Source organism: Photobacterium sp. R1 (assembly GCF_054600795.1).
The window spans coordinates 34,904-50,487 of the sequence record NZ_BAAHZP010000022.1 but is presented as its reverse complement, the minus strand read 5'-3'; the positions used below and the strand labels follow the sequence as shown (position 1 = coordinate 50,487).

Annotated in this window: 10 protein-coding genes; 1 reads left to right on the top strand and 9 read right to left on the bottom strand. The window is 50.6% G+C overall.

All coding sequences use genetic code 11. The features are described from left to right. The 4 genes from ACYP03_RS22875 to fabB form a co-directional block, all read right to left on the bottom strand. Positions 1–2,439 (bottom strand): FimV/HubP family polar landmark protein (locus tag ACYP03_RS22875; RefSeq protein ID WP_459782244.1); only part of this gene is annotated, 2,439 nt, incomplete at its 3' end. Between the two features lie 346 nt (positions 2,440–2,785). After that, on the bottom strand, positions 2,786–3,799 hold the full coding sequence (locus ACYP03_RS22870) for an aspartate-semialdehyde dehydrogenase (RefSeq protein ID WP_459782243.1): 1,014 nt from the start codon (positions 3,797–3,799) through the stop codon (positions 2,786–2,788). Then, positions 3,796–4,962, bottom strand: coding sequence for a 4-phosphoerythronate dehydrogenase (locus ACYP03_RS22865; RefSeq protein WP_459782242.1), 1,167 nt, complete (start codon positions 4,960–4,962; stop codon positions 3,796–3,798). The genes ACYP03_RS22870 and ACYP03_RS22865 overlap by 4 nt, the downstream gene beginning before the upstream one ends. Positions 4,963–5,259: 297 nt before the next feature. Further along, positions 5,260–6,474, bottom strand: coding sequence for a beta-ketoacyl-ACP synthase I (fabB, locus tag ACYP03_RS22860; protein ID WP_248141119.1), 1,215 nt, complete (start codon positions 6,472–6,474; stop codon positions 5,260–5,262). Positions 6,475–6,678: 204 nt separating this feature from the next. Between fabB and mnmC the strand changes: the two genes are divergently transcribed. Then, positions 6,679–8,703 (top strand): bifunctional tRNA (5-methylaminomethyl-2-thiouridine)(34)-methyltransferase MnmD/FAD-dependent 5-carboxymethylaminomethyl-2-thiouridine(34) oxidoreductase MnmC, encoded by a 2,025-nt coding sequence (gene mnmC / locus ACYP03_RS22855; RefSeq protein WP_459782245.1) that lies wholly within the window; start codon positions 6,679–6,681, stop codon positions 8,701–8,703. A gap of 109 nt (positions 8,704–8,812) precedes the next feature. Here the strand turns inward: mnmC and ACYP03_RS22850 are convergent, their stop codons facing one another. The 5 genes from ACYP03_RS22850 to ACYP03_RS22830 form a co-directional block, all read right to left on the bottom strand. Then, positions 8,813–9,124, bottom strand: coding sequence for a hypothetical protein (locus ACYP03_RS22850; protein WP_248141120.1), 312 nt, complete (start codon positions 9,122–9,124; stop codon positions 8,813–8,815). A gap of 130 nt (positions 9,125–9,254) precedes the next feature. Then, the gene (locus tag ACYP03_RS22845; protein WP_330961906.1) at positions 9,255–10,421 is read right to left on the bottom strand and encodes a nucleotide sugar dehydrogenase; all 1,167 of its coding nucleotides are present in this window, start codon (positions 10,419–10,421) and stop codon (positions 9,255–9,257) included. Positions 10,422–10,601: 180 nt separating this feature from the next. Further along, the gene (locus ACYP03_RS22840) at positions 10,602–11,972 is read right to left on the bottom strand and encodes an MBL fold metallo-hydrolase RNA specificity domain-containing protein (RefSeq protein ID WP_459782241.1); all 1,371 of its coding nucleotides are present in this window, start codon (positions 11,970–11,972) and stop codon (positions 10,602–10,604) included. A 505-nt stretch (positions 11,973–12,477) separates the two neighbouring features. Beyond that, positions 12,478–13,848 (bottom strand): phosphohexomutase domain-containing protein, encoded by a 1,371-nt coding sequence (locus tag ACYP03_RS22835; protein WP_459782240.1) that lies wholly within the window; start codon positions 13,846–13,848, stop codon positions 12,478–12,480. Positions 13,849–13,882: 34 nt separating this feature from the next. Further along, on the bottom strand, positions 13,883–15,349 hold the full coding sequence (locus tag ACYP03_RS22830) for a mannose-1-phosphate guanylyltransferase/mannose-6-phosphate isomerase (protein ID WP_459782239.1): 1,467 nt from the start codon (positions 15,347–15,349) through the stop codon (positions 13,883–13,885). Positions 15,350–15,584 lie beyond the last annotated feature (235 nt).

Sequence of the window (15,584 nt, the reverse complement as noted above, 5' to 3'; positions counted from 1 at the left end):
CTCTGGCTCTGGCTCTGGCTCTGGCTCTGGCTCTGGCTCTGGCTCTGGCTCTGGCTCTGGCTCTGGCTCTGGCTCTGCAGTTTGAGCTTCAGCTTCAGCCAGATCCAACTCATTCAGGTGTTCATCGACGGTTTTTTTTTCAGTCAGGTCCAGGGTGTCAAATGACGTCGCTTCGTCAAAATCCGCTATCTCACTCGCCCATGGCTCTTTAACTTCTGAAGACTCTTTATCCAGGGACAGCAGCTCATCAAAAACATCCGAACTGTCTTCGTCATTGTCCAGTTCCGGATCAATCGGCTGCTCCGGTTCGCCTTCATCCAGCAACTCATCCAGTAATACGGTACTGTTTTCTTCCAGCTCAATGGCATTCTGCTCAGGTTCTTCTTCAATCAGCTCATCAAGCAAAACTGTGCTGTTTTCCTCCAGCTCAATCTTGGCTTCTGCTTCTGCGTCCGCATCATCTTCCTCGATCAGTTCATCAAGCAATTCGGTGCTGTTCGCATCAAGATTAAAGTCATCTGAAAGGTCATCCAGCGTCCAGTCTGTGTCTCCTTCAGCCGACTCAGAAACAGGGGCAGGTGATGCGGCGATTTCTGCCAGCAGAGGTTCTTCCTGAACGCTGCTCTCGCGTTCAAAATCTTCCATCAGCTCATTCAGGATGTCCTGATCCAGCATGCCAAGCTCAATGTTGTCGGTCTGTTGACCATTGACACCATCAAGCAGCTCATCAAGAGAAGCCGTAGACTGGTACTGAGGCGCCGGTGGCTCAGGCTGGATTTTCTCTTCTTCCATCAGGCCAACAGCGAGGTCAAAGTCGGTTTCCTCTTCCTCCTGGGTGCTCAGTGGCTTATCCCAAAGTCCACTCAGGCCATCATCAGCTTCCCGCGCAGTAGGCTGGTCGATTTGATCGAGCGCCCGCTCCATGTCCTGCAGGCCAATGGCCTGATCATTGTTCTTGACCGAGATATCACTTTTCGGCAATTCAGTGTCAAAAGCGTCATCCAGACCATCGGTCAGATCCAGCTCGTCAAGATCTACGTCGTTTTCATCGAACAGGTCATCGGAAAATACAGGCTCATCCGTGTGATCTTTGTCGTCAAACAGCGCATCCAGACTGCTGTCTTCAACATCCAGTCCCAGTTGAGGCTCATCGTCATCATCGTAAGAAACCGCGGATGGCAACGTCTCTTTCACCGGCGCTTCCGGTGCAGCAGCCGTTTCTTCTTCCTTCCGGCGACGGCCAAGGAAGAATGCCAGCAGGCCGGCAATCAGAGTTCCGGGAATCAGCGCAGCGCCAGCCAGTGCCAGTGGACTCGAAGCCAGCTTATCGAGCCAGTTTTCAGTCGGCACTGCAACCGCTGGTACCGGTTCCGTCTGGGTTGTTTTCTGCTGAGAGATGAAAGACTGAATTTCACTGCGCAGCTCATCATCCCCCGCCAGTTGCTCTTTCAGCGCACCAATTTCATGCTGCATCTCTGCAAGACGCAGCTTTAACAGATGGTTACTTTCACGCAGTTGGGCCAGCTCTTCATCAGAGACATTGAGTTGATCCTGCAGTGCAACTGCCGCAACGGTGCTCCCCGCACCAGCTGAGGCAACAGACGCAGAAGATTCACCCACTGTTTTCGATGAACTGACAGGCGTACTCACCGGCGCAGTCTGTGCCGTTGATTTTGCAGCCGGCGTTTTTCCTGCGGCACTTTGCCCGGCCGAACTTTTCAGTTCAGCGGCAGCTGTTTTCGGTACAGGCGCAGGTTTTGCTGCCGGTGTAGATTTTGCAGCAGGCGCCGCAGTTGATGACGCTTGTTTTGCGGATGGACCCGCCCCTGAAGCAGTGGTTGCCGTCCGCGAAGAACGGGTGGCACGCGACAGCTCACGGCGTTTCAGATCATCCTCGACACGCTGACGGAATTGATCGGTATTCTCTGCCCGGATTTGCGCCATGGTTGGCATGGTCAGACGACTGCCCGGGATCAGGCCGTGAATATTGTTGTCGGTAAAAGCGTTCGGGTTCGCCCGGAAAATGGCGCCCAGAACCTGATAAATCGAAACACTGTCGTTCGGTTTATACCGGGATGCAATTGACCACAGCGTTTCATTTTCCCCGGTTGGTCCGTAAATACCGACCGAACGGGTAGCCGCAGGTGCGGATGTCCGGACCGGCGTGCTTACCGGAATCGCCGGCGCAGCGACACGCTGTCTGCTGGCCGGGGCAGCACTCACCTGACGTGGCTGAGATGCCGGAAGCGTCTGGGGCTGGCTCTGAGTCTGGGTCTTAACCTTTGATTGAGTCTGTGTCTGAGCCGGTTCGGCTACTTCATCCACAGGCCCCATAATCCGGATCGTATTGGCTTGTACTGCTACCGGTATTTGCAATGCCGCTGAGGCGATAACAACCGGTAGGATCACACGTTTGATTTTATTAGATGAGTCAGACACTGCCTGCTGTCCTCTCTGGCAGAGATAAAAAACGATGGTCTGTTGACCGGGCTGCAAAAACTGAGCTAAAGGCAGGACCAGTCTGTCTGGAATGCTTCGGCCTGTTGCCAGAAAACTTGAACATAGGATGTATAACCACAGGCTTGATGAATAAATACTGTGATTGTTGCGTGCAACGACATGATGTCAATCATCACGCCCTGCTTTTACTGTGAAGATCAAGAAATTGGCGACAGGTATCAAGTGAACGCTTTCCCTTCCGCTTTTTCTTTGACTTCGGGGCGCTGCAGCAGCCAATTTCTGCCACAGCGCCCCGTGACCGGAAAACCCGATCAGGACCTGTGAGTTACAGGTATTCCTGAATCAGTTTTTCAGCAATCTGGACACTGTTCGTAGCGGCCCCTTTCCGGACGTTGTCTGCAACCACCCACATGTTCAGACCACAAGGATGACTGATGTCTTCACGGATTCGGCCGACCATCACATGGTCTTTGCCATTGGCATCCTCAACCTGAGTCGGGAACTCAGTTCCGTGGAATACTTCGACGCCTTCCGCGTTTTCCAGCAGGCTAATCGCTTCTTCAATGATCACTGGCTGGCAGGTTTCAACATGGACTGCTTCAGCATGTCCGTAGAATACAGGGACACGCACACAGGTCGGATTCACGCGAATATTGGCATCACCGAGAATCTTCTGGGTTTCCCACACCATTTTCATTTCTTCTTTGGTGTAGCCGTTATCCATAAACACATCGATCTGCGGCAAACAGTTGAAAGCGATCTGCTTCGGATAAGCTTTGTTTTCAACCGGCAACCCATTCAGCAGCTTGGCCGTCTGCCCCGCCAGTTCATCAATACCGCTCTTACCGGAACCGGATACCGACTGATAAGTCGCAACATTAATCCGGTCAATACCGTATGCATCCTGAATCGGTTTCAGCGCCACCAGCATCTGGATGGTGGAACAGTTCGGATTAGCCACAATATTGCGGTTACGGAAGTCAGCCAGTGCTTCCGGGTTCACTTCAGGCACCACCAGCGGGATTTCCGGGTCATACCGGAAGCATGACGTGTTGTCGATCACCACAACGCCTGCATCCGCTGCAATCGGTGCCCAATATTCAGATGCTTCTGAACCGGCCGAAAACAGCGCTAACTGAACCAGCGTCCAGTCGAAATCATCGACATTGGTGACCCGGACACTCTTGCCCTTAAATTGCAGTCTCTTGCCTGCACTCCGCTCTGAAGCCAGCAGATACAGATTACGGACAGGAAAGTTACGTGCCTCAAGCACCTCGACCATGGCTTCTCCAACCGCGCCGGTCGCGCCGAGAATGGCAATATCAAATTCCTGACTCATGGTGTTTCCTCAACTGTAAAACCTAATTTAGCCAGCGACTCTAACTCAAAACGCCCCTGACCTGCTACCGTCACAGCACTGTATTCGCGGCGATCCCAGTAATTTTTACGCATCCGGTCGAATTCAGCCGCCATGCCCGCATCATCCACGGCATTCATCTTGCGGCGGAACACCCCGTCATCCTTTCTGACATCATAGATCAGTTGGATCAGACTAAATAAAGTGCTTTCATCCCATGCCTGACTCAGGCGGACAAAAGAAACCGGCGCAACCGGCAGCAACTCCGCAGCTTCGACCCGATCATCCAGCTCCAGAAATTCGCAGAAGCTGTTGAAGATCATGGTCGTTCCGCGCGCTTTACCTTCCAGGCCGTACCCGGCGACGTGCGGCGTTGCAAAGGCCAGTAATGGCAATAATTCGCGATCCACCAAAGGTTCCTGCTCAAAAACGTCCAGCACGGCAGTCAGTGCTTTCCCTTCCCCCGACTGCGCTCGCTGCAGCGCCAGCTTCAGGGCCTGATTATCAACCACAGGTCCCCGGGCTGCGTTAATCAGAATCACGTCCGGTTTCATGCGCTCCAGAAAAGATGCATTGACGAGGTGTCGGGTCGGGTAATCACCATCGCTCGTCAGTGGCGTGTGGAATGTCAGGACATCACATTCCTGAAGCAATGTGTCCAGCGTATCAAACTGACGGGGATCGCCTTCGGCTTCTTTCAACGGGTCATTCAGGAAATACCGGATACCCAACGCATCCAGACACCCGGCCAGATAGGTCCCGACATTACCCGCGCCGACGATACCCACCGTTTTATCGAATACAGAAAAGCCTTGCTGCTGCCCCAGGACCATCAGGCTGCTCAGTACATATTCGGCCACTCCCACTTTGTTACAACCGGGTGCAGCCGTATAAGCAATCCCTCTGGCTTCAACCGCCGCCTGATCAATATGGTCCTGACCGGCAGTCGCTGTACCAATAAAACGCAGCTTGTCTGCTTTTGCCAGTAAGTTGACATTTACTTTGGTGACTGAACGGATCATCAGTCCGTCAATATCAACCAGATCATCCGCGGTCAGTGTACGGCCGGGCTTTGCGATCACTTCCCCCAGGCGGCCAAACAGCTCAACCGCATAGGGCATATTTTCATCTACAAGGATTTTCATTCGGGCTCCACATGTGCCAGGAATAGCATTGCGAACTAGCTTGGGAAAATTTCGGCTGATGTCAAGAAAGCACTGAAGTGATCTCCGGCAACCGGTATAAAAAAACCCGGTCAGATTGACCGGGTTAAAATCCAGGATGGTAAAAACACTTGCGCGTGCCGACTTCCGCTCTGTAAACCAAAATCCGCACGGCAATATGTCGCGTCTGAATACTGGCATGAATCAGACCGTGCCTGTTTCATGCCGGCCTGGAAATCTGACCACTCAGGCTCCGCTCAGCGCAGCCTGATGAGGCTCTTAGCCTTCGTATTTTTTAATCACCAGCGTGGCATTGGTGCCGCCGAAGCCGAAAGAGTTCGACATCACAGTCTTCAGTTCTGCTTCACGGGTCTCGCGAACAATGTCCAGACCTTCCGCAGCCGGATCCAGATTCTCAATATTGATGCTTGGTGCGATAAAGCCGTTGTCCAGCATCAGCGTTGAGTAAATGGCTTCGTGTACACCCGCAGCACCCAGGGCGTGGCCTGTCATCGCTTTGGTTGCAGATATCGCCGGGCTGTTCTGACCGAACAGCTCCTGAATCGCACCCAGCTCTTTCACGTCACCCACTGGCGTAGAAGTCCCGTGCGTGTTGATGTAGTCGATGGGTGCATCCAGATCCTGCATTGCCATCTTCATACAGCGAACCGCACCTTCACCAGACGGAGCTACCATGTCGTAACCATCTGAAGTCGCACCATAACCCACGATTTCACCGTAGATTTTGGCACCACGAGCCAGAGCGTGCTCCAGCTCTTCAACGACAACCATACCGCCGCCACCAGAGATCACGAAACCGTCACGGTCTGCATCATAAGTCCGTGAAGCTTTAGTCGGATCATCATTGTATTTGGTCGACAGAGCGCCCATCGCGTCAAACATCATGGTCAGGGACCAGTCCAGTTCTTCACCGCCACCGGCGAAAACAACATCTTGTTTGCCAAGCTGAATCAGCTCCAGTGCATGGCCGATACAGTGTGCAGAAGTCGCACAGGCAGAACTCATGGTGTAGTTCACGCCACGAATTTTGAATGGAGTAGCCAGACAGGCTGACACTGTAGAAGACATAGTACGCGGGACCATATAAGGACCAACACGCTTTACACCTTTCTCACGCAGTGTATCCACGGCTGCAACCTGGTTATAAGAGGATGCACCGCCAGAACCGGCAACCAGACCGGTTCGTTCATTCGAAACCTGATCTTCAGTCAGCCCTGCATCTTCAATTGCCTGCTCCATAGACAAATACGCGAAGGCTGCGGCATCGCCCATGAAACGCATTTTTTTACGATCGATATGATCAGCCGGGTTCATTTTCAGATCACCCCAGACATTGCTGCGCAGTTTCGCGTCTGCAAACTGCTGAGAGAAGTTAATGCCTGATTTGCCTGCTTTCAGAGATTCCAGTACCTCTTTCACATTGTTACCGATACTGGAGACGATACCCATGCCTGTAATTACGGCTCGTTTCATGATGAATTCCTACTGTCATTTAACGCGGATGATAATAACGGGTTTGACAAGCTAAAGTGGTCAGCTTTCCCCGTGATCGGTTACAATCCGCTGCTTATCGTGGTCAATTGATGATCTTTTACCAAAGTTACACGCGGTTAACCAAGGTCAAAGACAAAAAATCATCAGAATATCTAAATTGGAGAGGTTTTCCTTTTGTCCCATTTGTCGCCAAAACAGATAGAAAATGCCGTGCTTGACTGGAATGATGCAGGTACACCGGTTTCGAACGATTTCGATGACGTGTACTTTTCCAATGCGAACGGACTGGAAGAAACACGCTATGTGTTTTTGCAGCAAAACGGACTCCCGGCACGCTGGGAAACCTTTGACCGTCGCCGGTTTGTCGTTGCCGAAACCGGTTTTGGCACCGGCCTGAATTTTCTGGCCGTATGGCAATGGTTCAAAAACTTTCGTCAGAGCAACCCGGATGCTTGTGTCAAAGAACTGCATTTCATCAGTTTCGAAAAATTTCCGGTCACCCGGGACGATCTGATCAAGGCCCATGCATCCTGGCCGGAACTGGCTGAACTTGCCGATCAGCTACATGCCCATTACCCGCCAGCGGTTGCCGACTGCCACCGTCTTGTACTGGAAGACGGCATGATTACTCTGGACCTCTGGTTCGGCGACATCAAAACCTCTCTCCCTCAAGTATGGACCCATCAGGAAGGCTTGGTCGACGCCTGGTTCCTGGATGGTTTTGCACCCAGCAAAAATCCGGAGATGTGGAATCAGAACTTATTCGACGGCATGGCATCTCTGGCACGCCAGGGATGCACCACGGCGACCTTTACTGCTGCCGGTTTTGTTCGTCGCGGGTTAATTGAGGCCGGGTTCGACATGAAGAAAGTCAAAGGCTTTGGCCACAAACGTGACATGCTGGCCGGCACCTACGCAGAACGTCGTCAGGGCGCCAACTTTGCCCCCTGGTACGCCCGTCATCAGGCGGCTGACTTATCGGATATCGCCATCATTGGTGGCGGGATTGGATCAGCCACCACCGCACTGGCCCTGACCCGCAGAGGTGTCAGCGTCAGCCTGTACTGTGCAGATTCGATGCCTGCAGAAGGAGCATCCGGCAACCGGCAAGGAGCGGTTTATCCGCTGCTCAACGGCTCAAATGATGCGCTCAGCCGTTTCTTTGCCCCGGCCTATCTCTATGCCCGCCAGTTTGTGGAACAAGCTGCCCGGTTCAGCGAATTCAGCCACGACTGGTGCGGTGTGACCCAACTGGCTTGGAGTGAAAAATCCGCTGAAAAACTCGACAAAATGCTGAACGGCGGCTTCCCGCCGGAAGTCGTCCATGCGCTGGATATCGCGCAAACTGAAGCCGTAACAGGGATACACAGCGGCCACCGCAGTGTGCATTACCCGTTGGGCGGCTGGCTGTGTCCGCAAGAACTCACCCGAGCTCTGATTCAACAGGCACAGGCTTCCGGCCTGCTGACACTCCATCCGGAAACAGACATCTGCAGCCTTGAGAGAAATGGCAACAAACAATGGACGCTTTCAAGCAAAGATGGTCGCCAGTTCGTCCATAAGACCGTCATCGTCGCCAACGGCCATCGGTTTGAAGATTTTGAGCAGACAAAACAGATCCCAGCCTACGCTGTCCGCGGTCAGGTCAGCCATGTTCCGAGTGAAGGTGAGCTGGCTGCTCTGAAAACGGTACTGTGTTACGACGGTTACCTGACACCGGTCAATCCGTCGACCCGCACCCACTGCATCGGAGCCAGTTACCGCAGAAACAGTATCGACCTGACATTTTCTGAAGAAGAACATACAGATAATCGAACCCGTCTGATGGACTGCCTGCCCGATGCAGCCTGGCCAGAAGCCATTGATTTTTCTGCACAGGATGCCCGGGTTGGCGTCCGATGCGCCAGCCGGGACCATTTACCTTTTGTCGGTGACATCTGCCGGTTTGATGATGTACTCAGCCAGTATGCGACCTTGCGGGAACAGCAAGAGAGTGCGGAAGAGGTCCCTGTTTATCCTGGGCTTTATGCAATGATCGGATTGGGCTCACGAGGACTCAGTTCTGCACCGCTGCTCGGGGAAGTCCTCGCATCACAGCTTTGCGGCGATCCGCTGCCATTGCCAATCAGCGTACTGGATGCACTGCATCCAGGCCGGATGTGGGTACGAAAGCTGTTGAAAGGAAAAGCGGTCGACAGCGCTTCCTGATGACAGAACACCGATGAAAGAACAGCATGAGACATCCCCTCTGCGGATTGATGTCTCATGAAGTCATCACACAGAAAATACTTCCCGGCGCACGGGTCCTGTGTCGCAGCTATTCCTGAGTCGTCACCGGTGGTGAAGTGCTATCACCGCCGCCACCAGTATCAGAAAGCGCCACGCCAATCACGACAGCTGCCACACCGACAGCAACAACCGTTGCCGTTAAACCTCCGGCAGATGCTGCCGAGGCTGTTGTAATACCCGCTGCGGAGCCTTTGGAAGCCGCCGTTGATGAAGCGACCGTCGAGGAAGAAGAAGTTACCGATGATGAGGATGTTGCCGATGCTTCTGCTGCGGTTTGCGCTGCAAGTGCCCCCGCATTCATCAACCCGGCAACTGTAAGCGCAATCACAAGAGTTCTCATTGCTGCCCCTGACCAACAAAAAAAGTAGGTATTTTCAGTATAGTCAGGGATGGGAGAAATCTGTGATCTTCATAGAGGTTTTAGGGCAAGAAAAGCACGCATCCTGCCCTAAGTTGCGGCATCTGATTGATTAATCAGAGCCAAATAAATCACGTGTGTAGACTTTGTCCGCTACTTCATGTAGTTCATCGGACATTCGGTTCGAAACAATCACATCCGACATTGCCTTAAACTCCTCCAAATCATGAATCACTCTGGAGTTAAAGAACTCGTCTTCTTTCAGTACCGGCTCATAAACGACCACCTCAACCCCTTTGGCTTTGATGCGTTTCATGATCCCCTGAATCGAAGAAGCACGGAAATTATCTGAACCACTCTTCATGATCAGACGGTAAACACCAACCACCTTCGGCTTCTTGCTCAAAATGGCTTCAGCAATAAAGTCTTTGCGTGTCGAGTTTGCATCGACGATAGCGCGGATAATATTATTCGGCACGTTCTGGTAGTTTGCCAGCAACTGCTTGGTGTCTTTTGGCAAGCAATATCCGCCATAACCAAAAGACGGGTTGTTATAGTGATTACCAATACGCGGATCCAATCCGACCCCCTCAATGATCTGGCGGCTGTCCAGTCCGTGCGCAGCAGCATAACTGTCCAGTTCATTGAAATAAGCTACCCGCATCGCCAGGTAAGTATTCGAGAAAAGCTTCACCGCTTCCGCTTCTGTCGAATCGGTAAACAGCACCGGAATCTCTTCCTTTTCAGCCCCTTCAATCAGCAGATCAGCAAAGACTTTTGCACGCTCTGATTGCTCGCCAACAATGATTCGGGAAGGATACAGGTTGTCGTAAAGTGCTCGCCCTTCACGTAAAAACTCAGGCGAGAACAAGATGTTCTCAGTCCCCATTTCCTCCTGAATGCGCTGGGTATATCCCACAGGAATCGTGGACTTAATTACCATGACCGCATCAGGATTGATTGCCATCACATCTCGGATGACAGACTCCACCGATGAAGTATTGAAGTAATTCGTCACCGGATCGTAATCCGTCGGGGTAGCAATAATGACAAAATCAGCATTGCTGTATGCAAGCGTTTTATCTGTTGTTGCCGTCAGATTCAATTCACGATGTTCGAGGTACTCGCTGATTTCTTTATCAACGATTGGAGACTTTCTTTGATTGAGAAGTACAACTTTCTCTTCGACAATATCCAGCGCAATAACCTGATGATGCTGGGCCAGCAATACAGCATTTGACAAACCCACATAGCCTGTTCCCGCTACTGTTATTTTCATTATCCTTCCTCAAACTTGGTCGATATAACACCAATGATAACTTTGTCTCAATCTTTAGTAATGGCTTTGCTAATGGAGTCCACCCCGGGCATGTTCAGCCATGAAATCATGCGTTCAAGCTATCACGGTATTTTTTCAGAGACTAGAATATCGAAAGACTCCCCTGATGCAAGCAATGACTTAATCCGGGGTCAGGTTTGCGCAAACAATCACCTTCGCATCCGGTTTAATCTTCCTGAGACGCTTTGCCAGCGCTTCTTGCGCCGGTCTGTCGCCATGTACCAGACGAATTTCATTAGGCCCCTGTTCAATCCCTCTGACGAAACGAACCAGATCATTCTGATCCGCATGCGCAGAATACCCGGTCATCGTATGCACTCTGGCTTTCACTTCAATTCTGCTGTTGTGAATCATCACGGTCTTTGCCCCATTCTGAAGTTCACGACCCAGTGTTCCCCGGGCCTGATAGCCAATCAGCAGCAAGTCTGTTCTGGGATCAGGCAATAATGCTTCCAGATAACTCATGATCCGTCCTCCCGTACACATACCACTGGCGGCCACAATGACAGCTGGTTCACCACTTGCTTTCAGGCGATTAACCAGTCCAATGTGGTCGCTGTGTTCATCTATCTGTGTACATTGGTCAAAATCAAGCGGGTGACGGCCACTGTCTAATCTGGCTTTGGCCTCTTTCGCCCACAATCGCTTAAATCCCTGATAGGCCAGAGTAATTCTCATAGCCAATGGCGAATCCAGAACAATGGGTAACGACAACCAAGGACTGTTCAATCGGGCATTCTGGCTTTCCCCCGTCACTATATTTTCCAAATCAAACAGCAGCTCCTGCGTCCGTCCAAGACTGAAGGCCGGAATGAGAATCGCACCACCATCCTGCAACGATTGCTCGACAATTTTTTTCAACGCCTGTTCACGGTTCTCCACTCCGGGATGTCGTTTATCGCCATACGTACTCTCCAGCACTAAGACATCGGCATGCGACGGCGGTACAGGATCCACTAAGAGCGGTGTATTGCTGGGTCCCAGGTCACCGGAAAACACGACTTTCTGATGTTCAGGCAGAGTTAACTCAACATATGCAGAACCTAAAATGTGCCCTGCCTGCCGAAAGAACAGGCTCACATCCTGCCCGTCCGGCAGCATAATTTGAGCCCGACAGTCAAAAGGAACAGGTTTAAGTTGTGAACGAACCAGACGAATAAAGGCTTCGCATTTTTCATCACTCAGCCCTAGTTGCAGTTTCAGGCCATCTTCAAGCATGAGGGGCAACAGCGATGCGGTAGCCTCCGTCGCATAAATCGGCCCACGAAAACCGGCTGCAAGTAACCAGGGAATTCTGCCCACATGATCAATATGGCAATGTGTAAGAATAAGTGCCTTGATTGGCTCAACAGGAAAAGTAATATCGTTGCCGACTCTGGCCTCCTCCCCCTGAAATGCGCCGCAATCAATTAACAGACTGTATTTTCCTAACTGTAGTTCGTGACAGGAACCGGTCACTCCGTCCCTGGCACCATGGTGTAAAATCTTCACCTGATTCCCCTGGTGTTTTATTCGTTGTTAAATTACTCACTCCAGCATGACAAAGTTACTAATAGGTGGAACGTTAATAGCAAAATTGCGCGACTGAATTCACGAAAAACTTCATCAGTAAACACGAATTAATGCCAAAATTCCGACAATTTAGTCATTAGCACCATCACTAACAACACTCCCATCAATAGTGAATAGGCGAATAAGTAACCATGAGTTCAGTGTAATTGTTAATTGCATACATGAAGGCTTTTTATTTCAACACCCAGAAAACCACAAGCCATTGATTCAAATCACATAAAAATGAAATGTCGAGTGAAATGTTATGGGGAAATCCAACCTAAAATAAAACACCTCAAGCAAACAGACTCGCATAAATATGAAAGTAAATGTCATGGAAAAGTCACGTTTATCAACCAAAACTCACTCAATATTGTATTCCCTGATTTCACACCCGTTCATTCATCTAATTTTCTTCAGTTATCGCATTCAATATCATCATTTCCTACGACTGAAGTATTGATAATATTTCAGCCGTTTTCTCTTCCATCAACGTGATATCCCCTCTGGATTCGACATTCAGGCGAAGTAAAGGCTCCGTATTAGAGGCACGCAAATTCAAACGCCATTTCGCAAAACTCAGGCTAATACCATCCGTGGTATCCACATCTAAAGCATCAGGTGCAAAAACAGCACATACTTTTTGAATCGCAGTTTCTGTATCGGCTACTGTCAGGTTAATCTCTCCCGATACCGGATAAGCCTGAATTCTGGCAGCCACAATTTCGGACAGAGGCTGTTCTTTCACTGAGAGCAACTGAGTCACCAGCAACCAGGGAATCATTCCGCTGTCACAATAAGCAAAATCACGAAAATAATGGTGCGCACTCATCTCACCGCCGTAGACAGCATCCTCCTGCCTCATACGTTCTTTGATGAAAACATGACCCGTTTTTGACTGAATCGCCTGCCCACCAAAATGATCGACAATCTCCATCGTGTTCCAGATCAGCCTGGGATCATGAATAATTTTGATTGCCTCCCCTTCAGACTGCTGCAAAAAAGCCTCCGCCAGTAAACCCACGATGTAATAGCCTTCAATAAACTCTCCGTATTCATCGAACAGAAAACAACGGTCAAAATCACCATCCCAGGCAATACCCATATCTGCCTGATGTGTGATCACAGCTTCTGATGTTGCCATACGACATTCAGGCAACATCGGATTCGGGATCCCATTCGGGAAGTTGCCATCTGGGTGGTGGTAGATTTTCACAAACTGAATCGGGAGCTGTAACTGGCAAAAGCGGGCTTCCAGTGCATCGATTACATGACCTGCAGCACCATTTCCGGCATTAACCACCAGCTTCAATGGCCTGATTTTATTGGGAGAGATATAGGATATGAGATGTTCAATGTAAGCATCCAAAATGGATGTCTGACTCAGCATTCCCTGCCGGTCAGAAAGAGCAAACTGATTGCTCTCGGCCAGTTGTCGGATTTCCGCCAACCCACTGTCATAACTGATTGGCACTGCCTCCTTACGAACCAGCTTCATCCCGTTATAATTGCCAGGATTATGGCTAGCCGTGACTTCTATCCCGCCATCCACGTCCAACGTCTGGGCTGCAAAATACACTTCTTCCGTTCCTGTCAGACCCAGATCAAGTACATCGGCGCCAGCATCCATCAGCCCCTTTCCCAAGGCTCTTTTCAGTGCAGCCGTAGTCAGTCGGGCATCACCACCAACGGCAACACGTTTGGGCCGGAAATACTGTCCATAAGCCCTGCCGATCCGGTAGGCGATATCTTCATTCATCTCAAAACCCACTTCACCGCGGATATCGTAGGCTTTGAAACATGTAAGAGATTCCATTGCGTCTCCTTGGCAATCACTAATCAGGATGCAGTCATTTCCTGCCATATCGGTCTTCAAACCGGACAATATCATCCTCACCGAGATAACTGCCTGATTGTACTTCAATCATTTCAAGCGGGATTTTTCCAGGATTTTCCAGAGCATGAATTACGCCAATCGGAATATAAGTCGATTCGTTTTCAGTCAGGAGCCAGGTCTTATCACCCTGAGTGACTTTCGCTGTTCCGGAAACAACCACCCAGTGTTCAGAGCGGTGATGATGCATCTGCAGAGACAGCTTTTCACCCGGATTGACCGTAATATGTTTCACCTGGTGGCGAAGGCCATGGTCGACCTGTTCATATTTACCCCAGGGACGATACACTTCCCGGTGAAACTCAAGTTCCGGACGATGCGTCTCCCTGAGCTGCGCAACGATGGCTTTGACTTCCTGCACTTTGTCCTTTGCTGCAACTAAAACTGCATCCTTGGTTTCAATGACCACCACATGCTCCAGTCCGATGGTGGCGACCAACCGGCTGTCAGCCCGAATATAACTATGCCGGGTCCCTGTCGTCAGGACATTACCTTGAACGACATTGTATAACTCATCTTTCTTGCCTAACTCCCATAAGGCAGACCAGGCGCCTACATCACTCCATCCGGCGTCCATCGGCACCATAACCGCTGAGTCCGTTTTTTCCATCACCGCATAATCAATGGAATCAGACGGGCAGGCTGCAAATGCCTGACGATCGACACGGATAAAATCTTTATCCACCTCAGGGGACTGGACCGCATGCTGGCAAGCAGACAAAATATCCGGGCGATATTTCCCCAGTTCCTGAAGATAGGCCGACGCTCTGAATAAGAACATGCCACTGTTCCAGTAATAGTGGGCGCTGACTAAATACTCTTTCGCCGCATTCAGATCCGGTTTTTCAACAAACTGAGCGACTTCGTAACCAGCTCCTGATGGCTCACCGCGCTTAATGTAGCCATAGCCGGTTTCAGGAGATTGCGGCGGAATACCAAAAGCAACTAGTTTCCCGGATTCAGCAAGTGGTATGGCTTGCTCAACAGCCGCCACAAAAGCTTCATGGTTTTGAATACAATGATCAGCTGCAAGAACCAAAAGGAGGGGATCTGTTTCTTCGAGTGAAACCGCAGACGGGCACTCACTCGTCAGCAACGCAGCCAAAGCTATCGCCGGTGCGGTATTTCTGCCTTCAGGCTCAAGAAGAAAGCGATGCTTACCGATACCACAATGCCGTAATTGTTCAGCAGCAATAAAGCGGTGACTTCCCTGGCAAATGACTAATGGTGGCTGATGGTCCAGCCCGTCAAGGCGCTGAATGGTCTGTTGCAAAAGCGTGAAAAGTTGATCAGGAGCAGCAGAGGACAATTGCTTTTCTGATGACGCAATAAGTGACAAGAATTGTTTCGGGTATTGCTCCCGGGATAACGGCCACAACCGACTGCCTGTGCCCCCCGCCATAACGACTGGCAAAATCTGCATATCACCTCCCTTTCTGCAACTTGTTCAGCCTCAACCGGACTTTATGAATTGAGTTTTTTGTTCCGGGAACGTCTTACGAAAACAAGTATAGACAAGCCAGCGCCTGTAGGAATGATGAAAAGCATGACTTCAAATACTGCGAGAGAGCCTTAAATTTCTAAAAGAATTGAACAGAAGTAATAATTTACTAACCGGACATCTTTTCTCCTCTTCCTAGACTTGCGAAATCTTGGTA

Coding starts and splice junctions, on each gene's coding strand:
- ACYP03_RS22870 (WP_459782243.1), bottom strand. CDS start 3,799: ATGAGTCAGGAATTTGATATTGCCATTCTCGGCGCGACCGGCGCGGTT.
- ACYP03_RS22865 (WP_459782242.1), bottom strand. CDS start 4,962: ATGAAAATCCTTGTAGATGAAAATATGCCCTATGCGGTTGAGCTGTTT.
- fabB (WP_248141119.1), bottom strand. CDS start 6,474: ATGAAACGAGCCGTAATTACAGGCATGGGTATCGTCTCCAGTATCGGT.
- ACYP03_RS22850 (WP_248141120.1), bottom strand. CDS start 9,124: ATGAGAACTCTTGTGATTGCGCTTACAGTTGCCGGGTTGATGAATGCG.
- ACYP03_RS22845 (WP_330961906.1), bottom strand. CDS start 10,421: ATGAAAATAACAGTAGCGGGAACAGGCTATGTGGGTTTGTCAAATGCT.
- ACYP03_RS22835 (WP_459782240.1), bottom strand. CDS start 13,848: ATGGAATCTCTTACATGTTTCAAAGCCTACGATATCCGCGGTGAAGTG.
- ACYP03_RS22830 (WP_459782239.1), bottom strand. CDS start 15,349: ATGCAGATTTTGCCAGTCGTTATGGCGGGGGGCACAGGCAGTCGGTTG.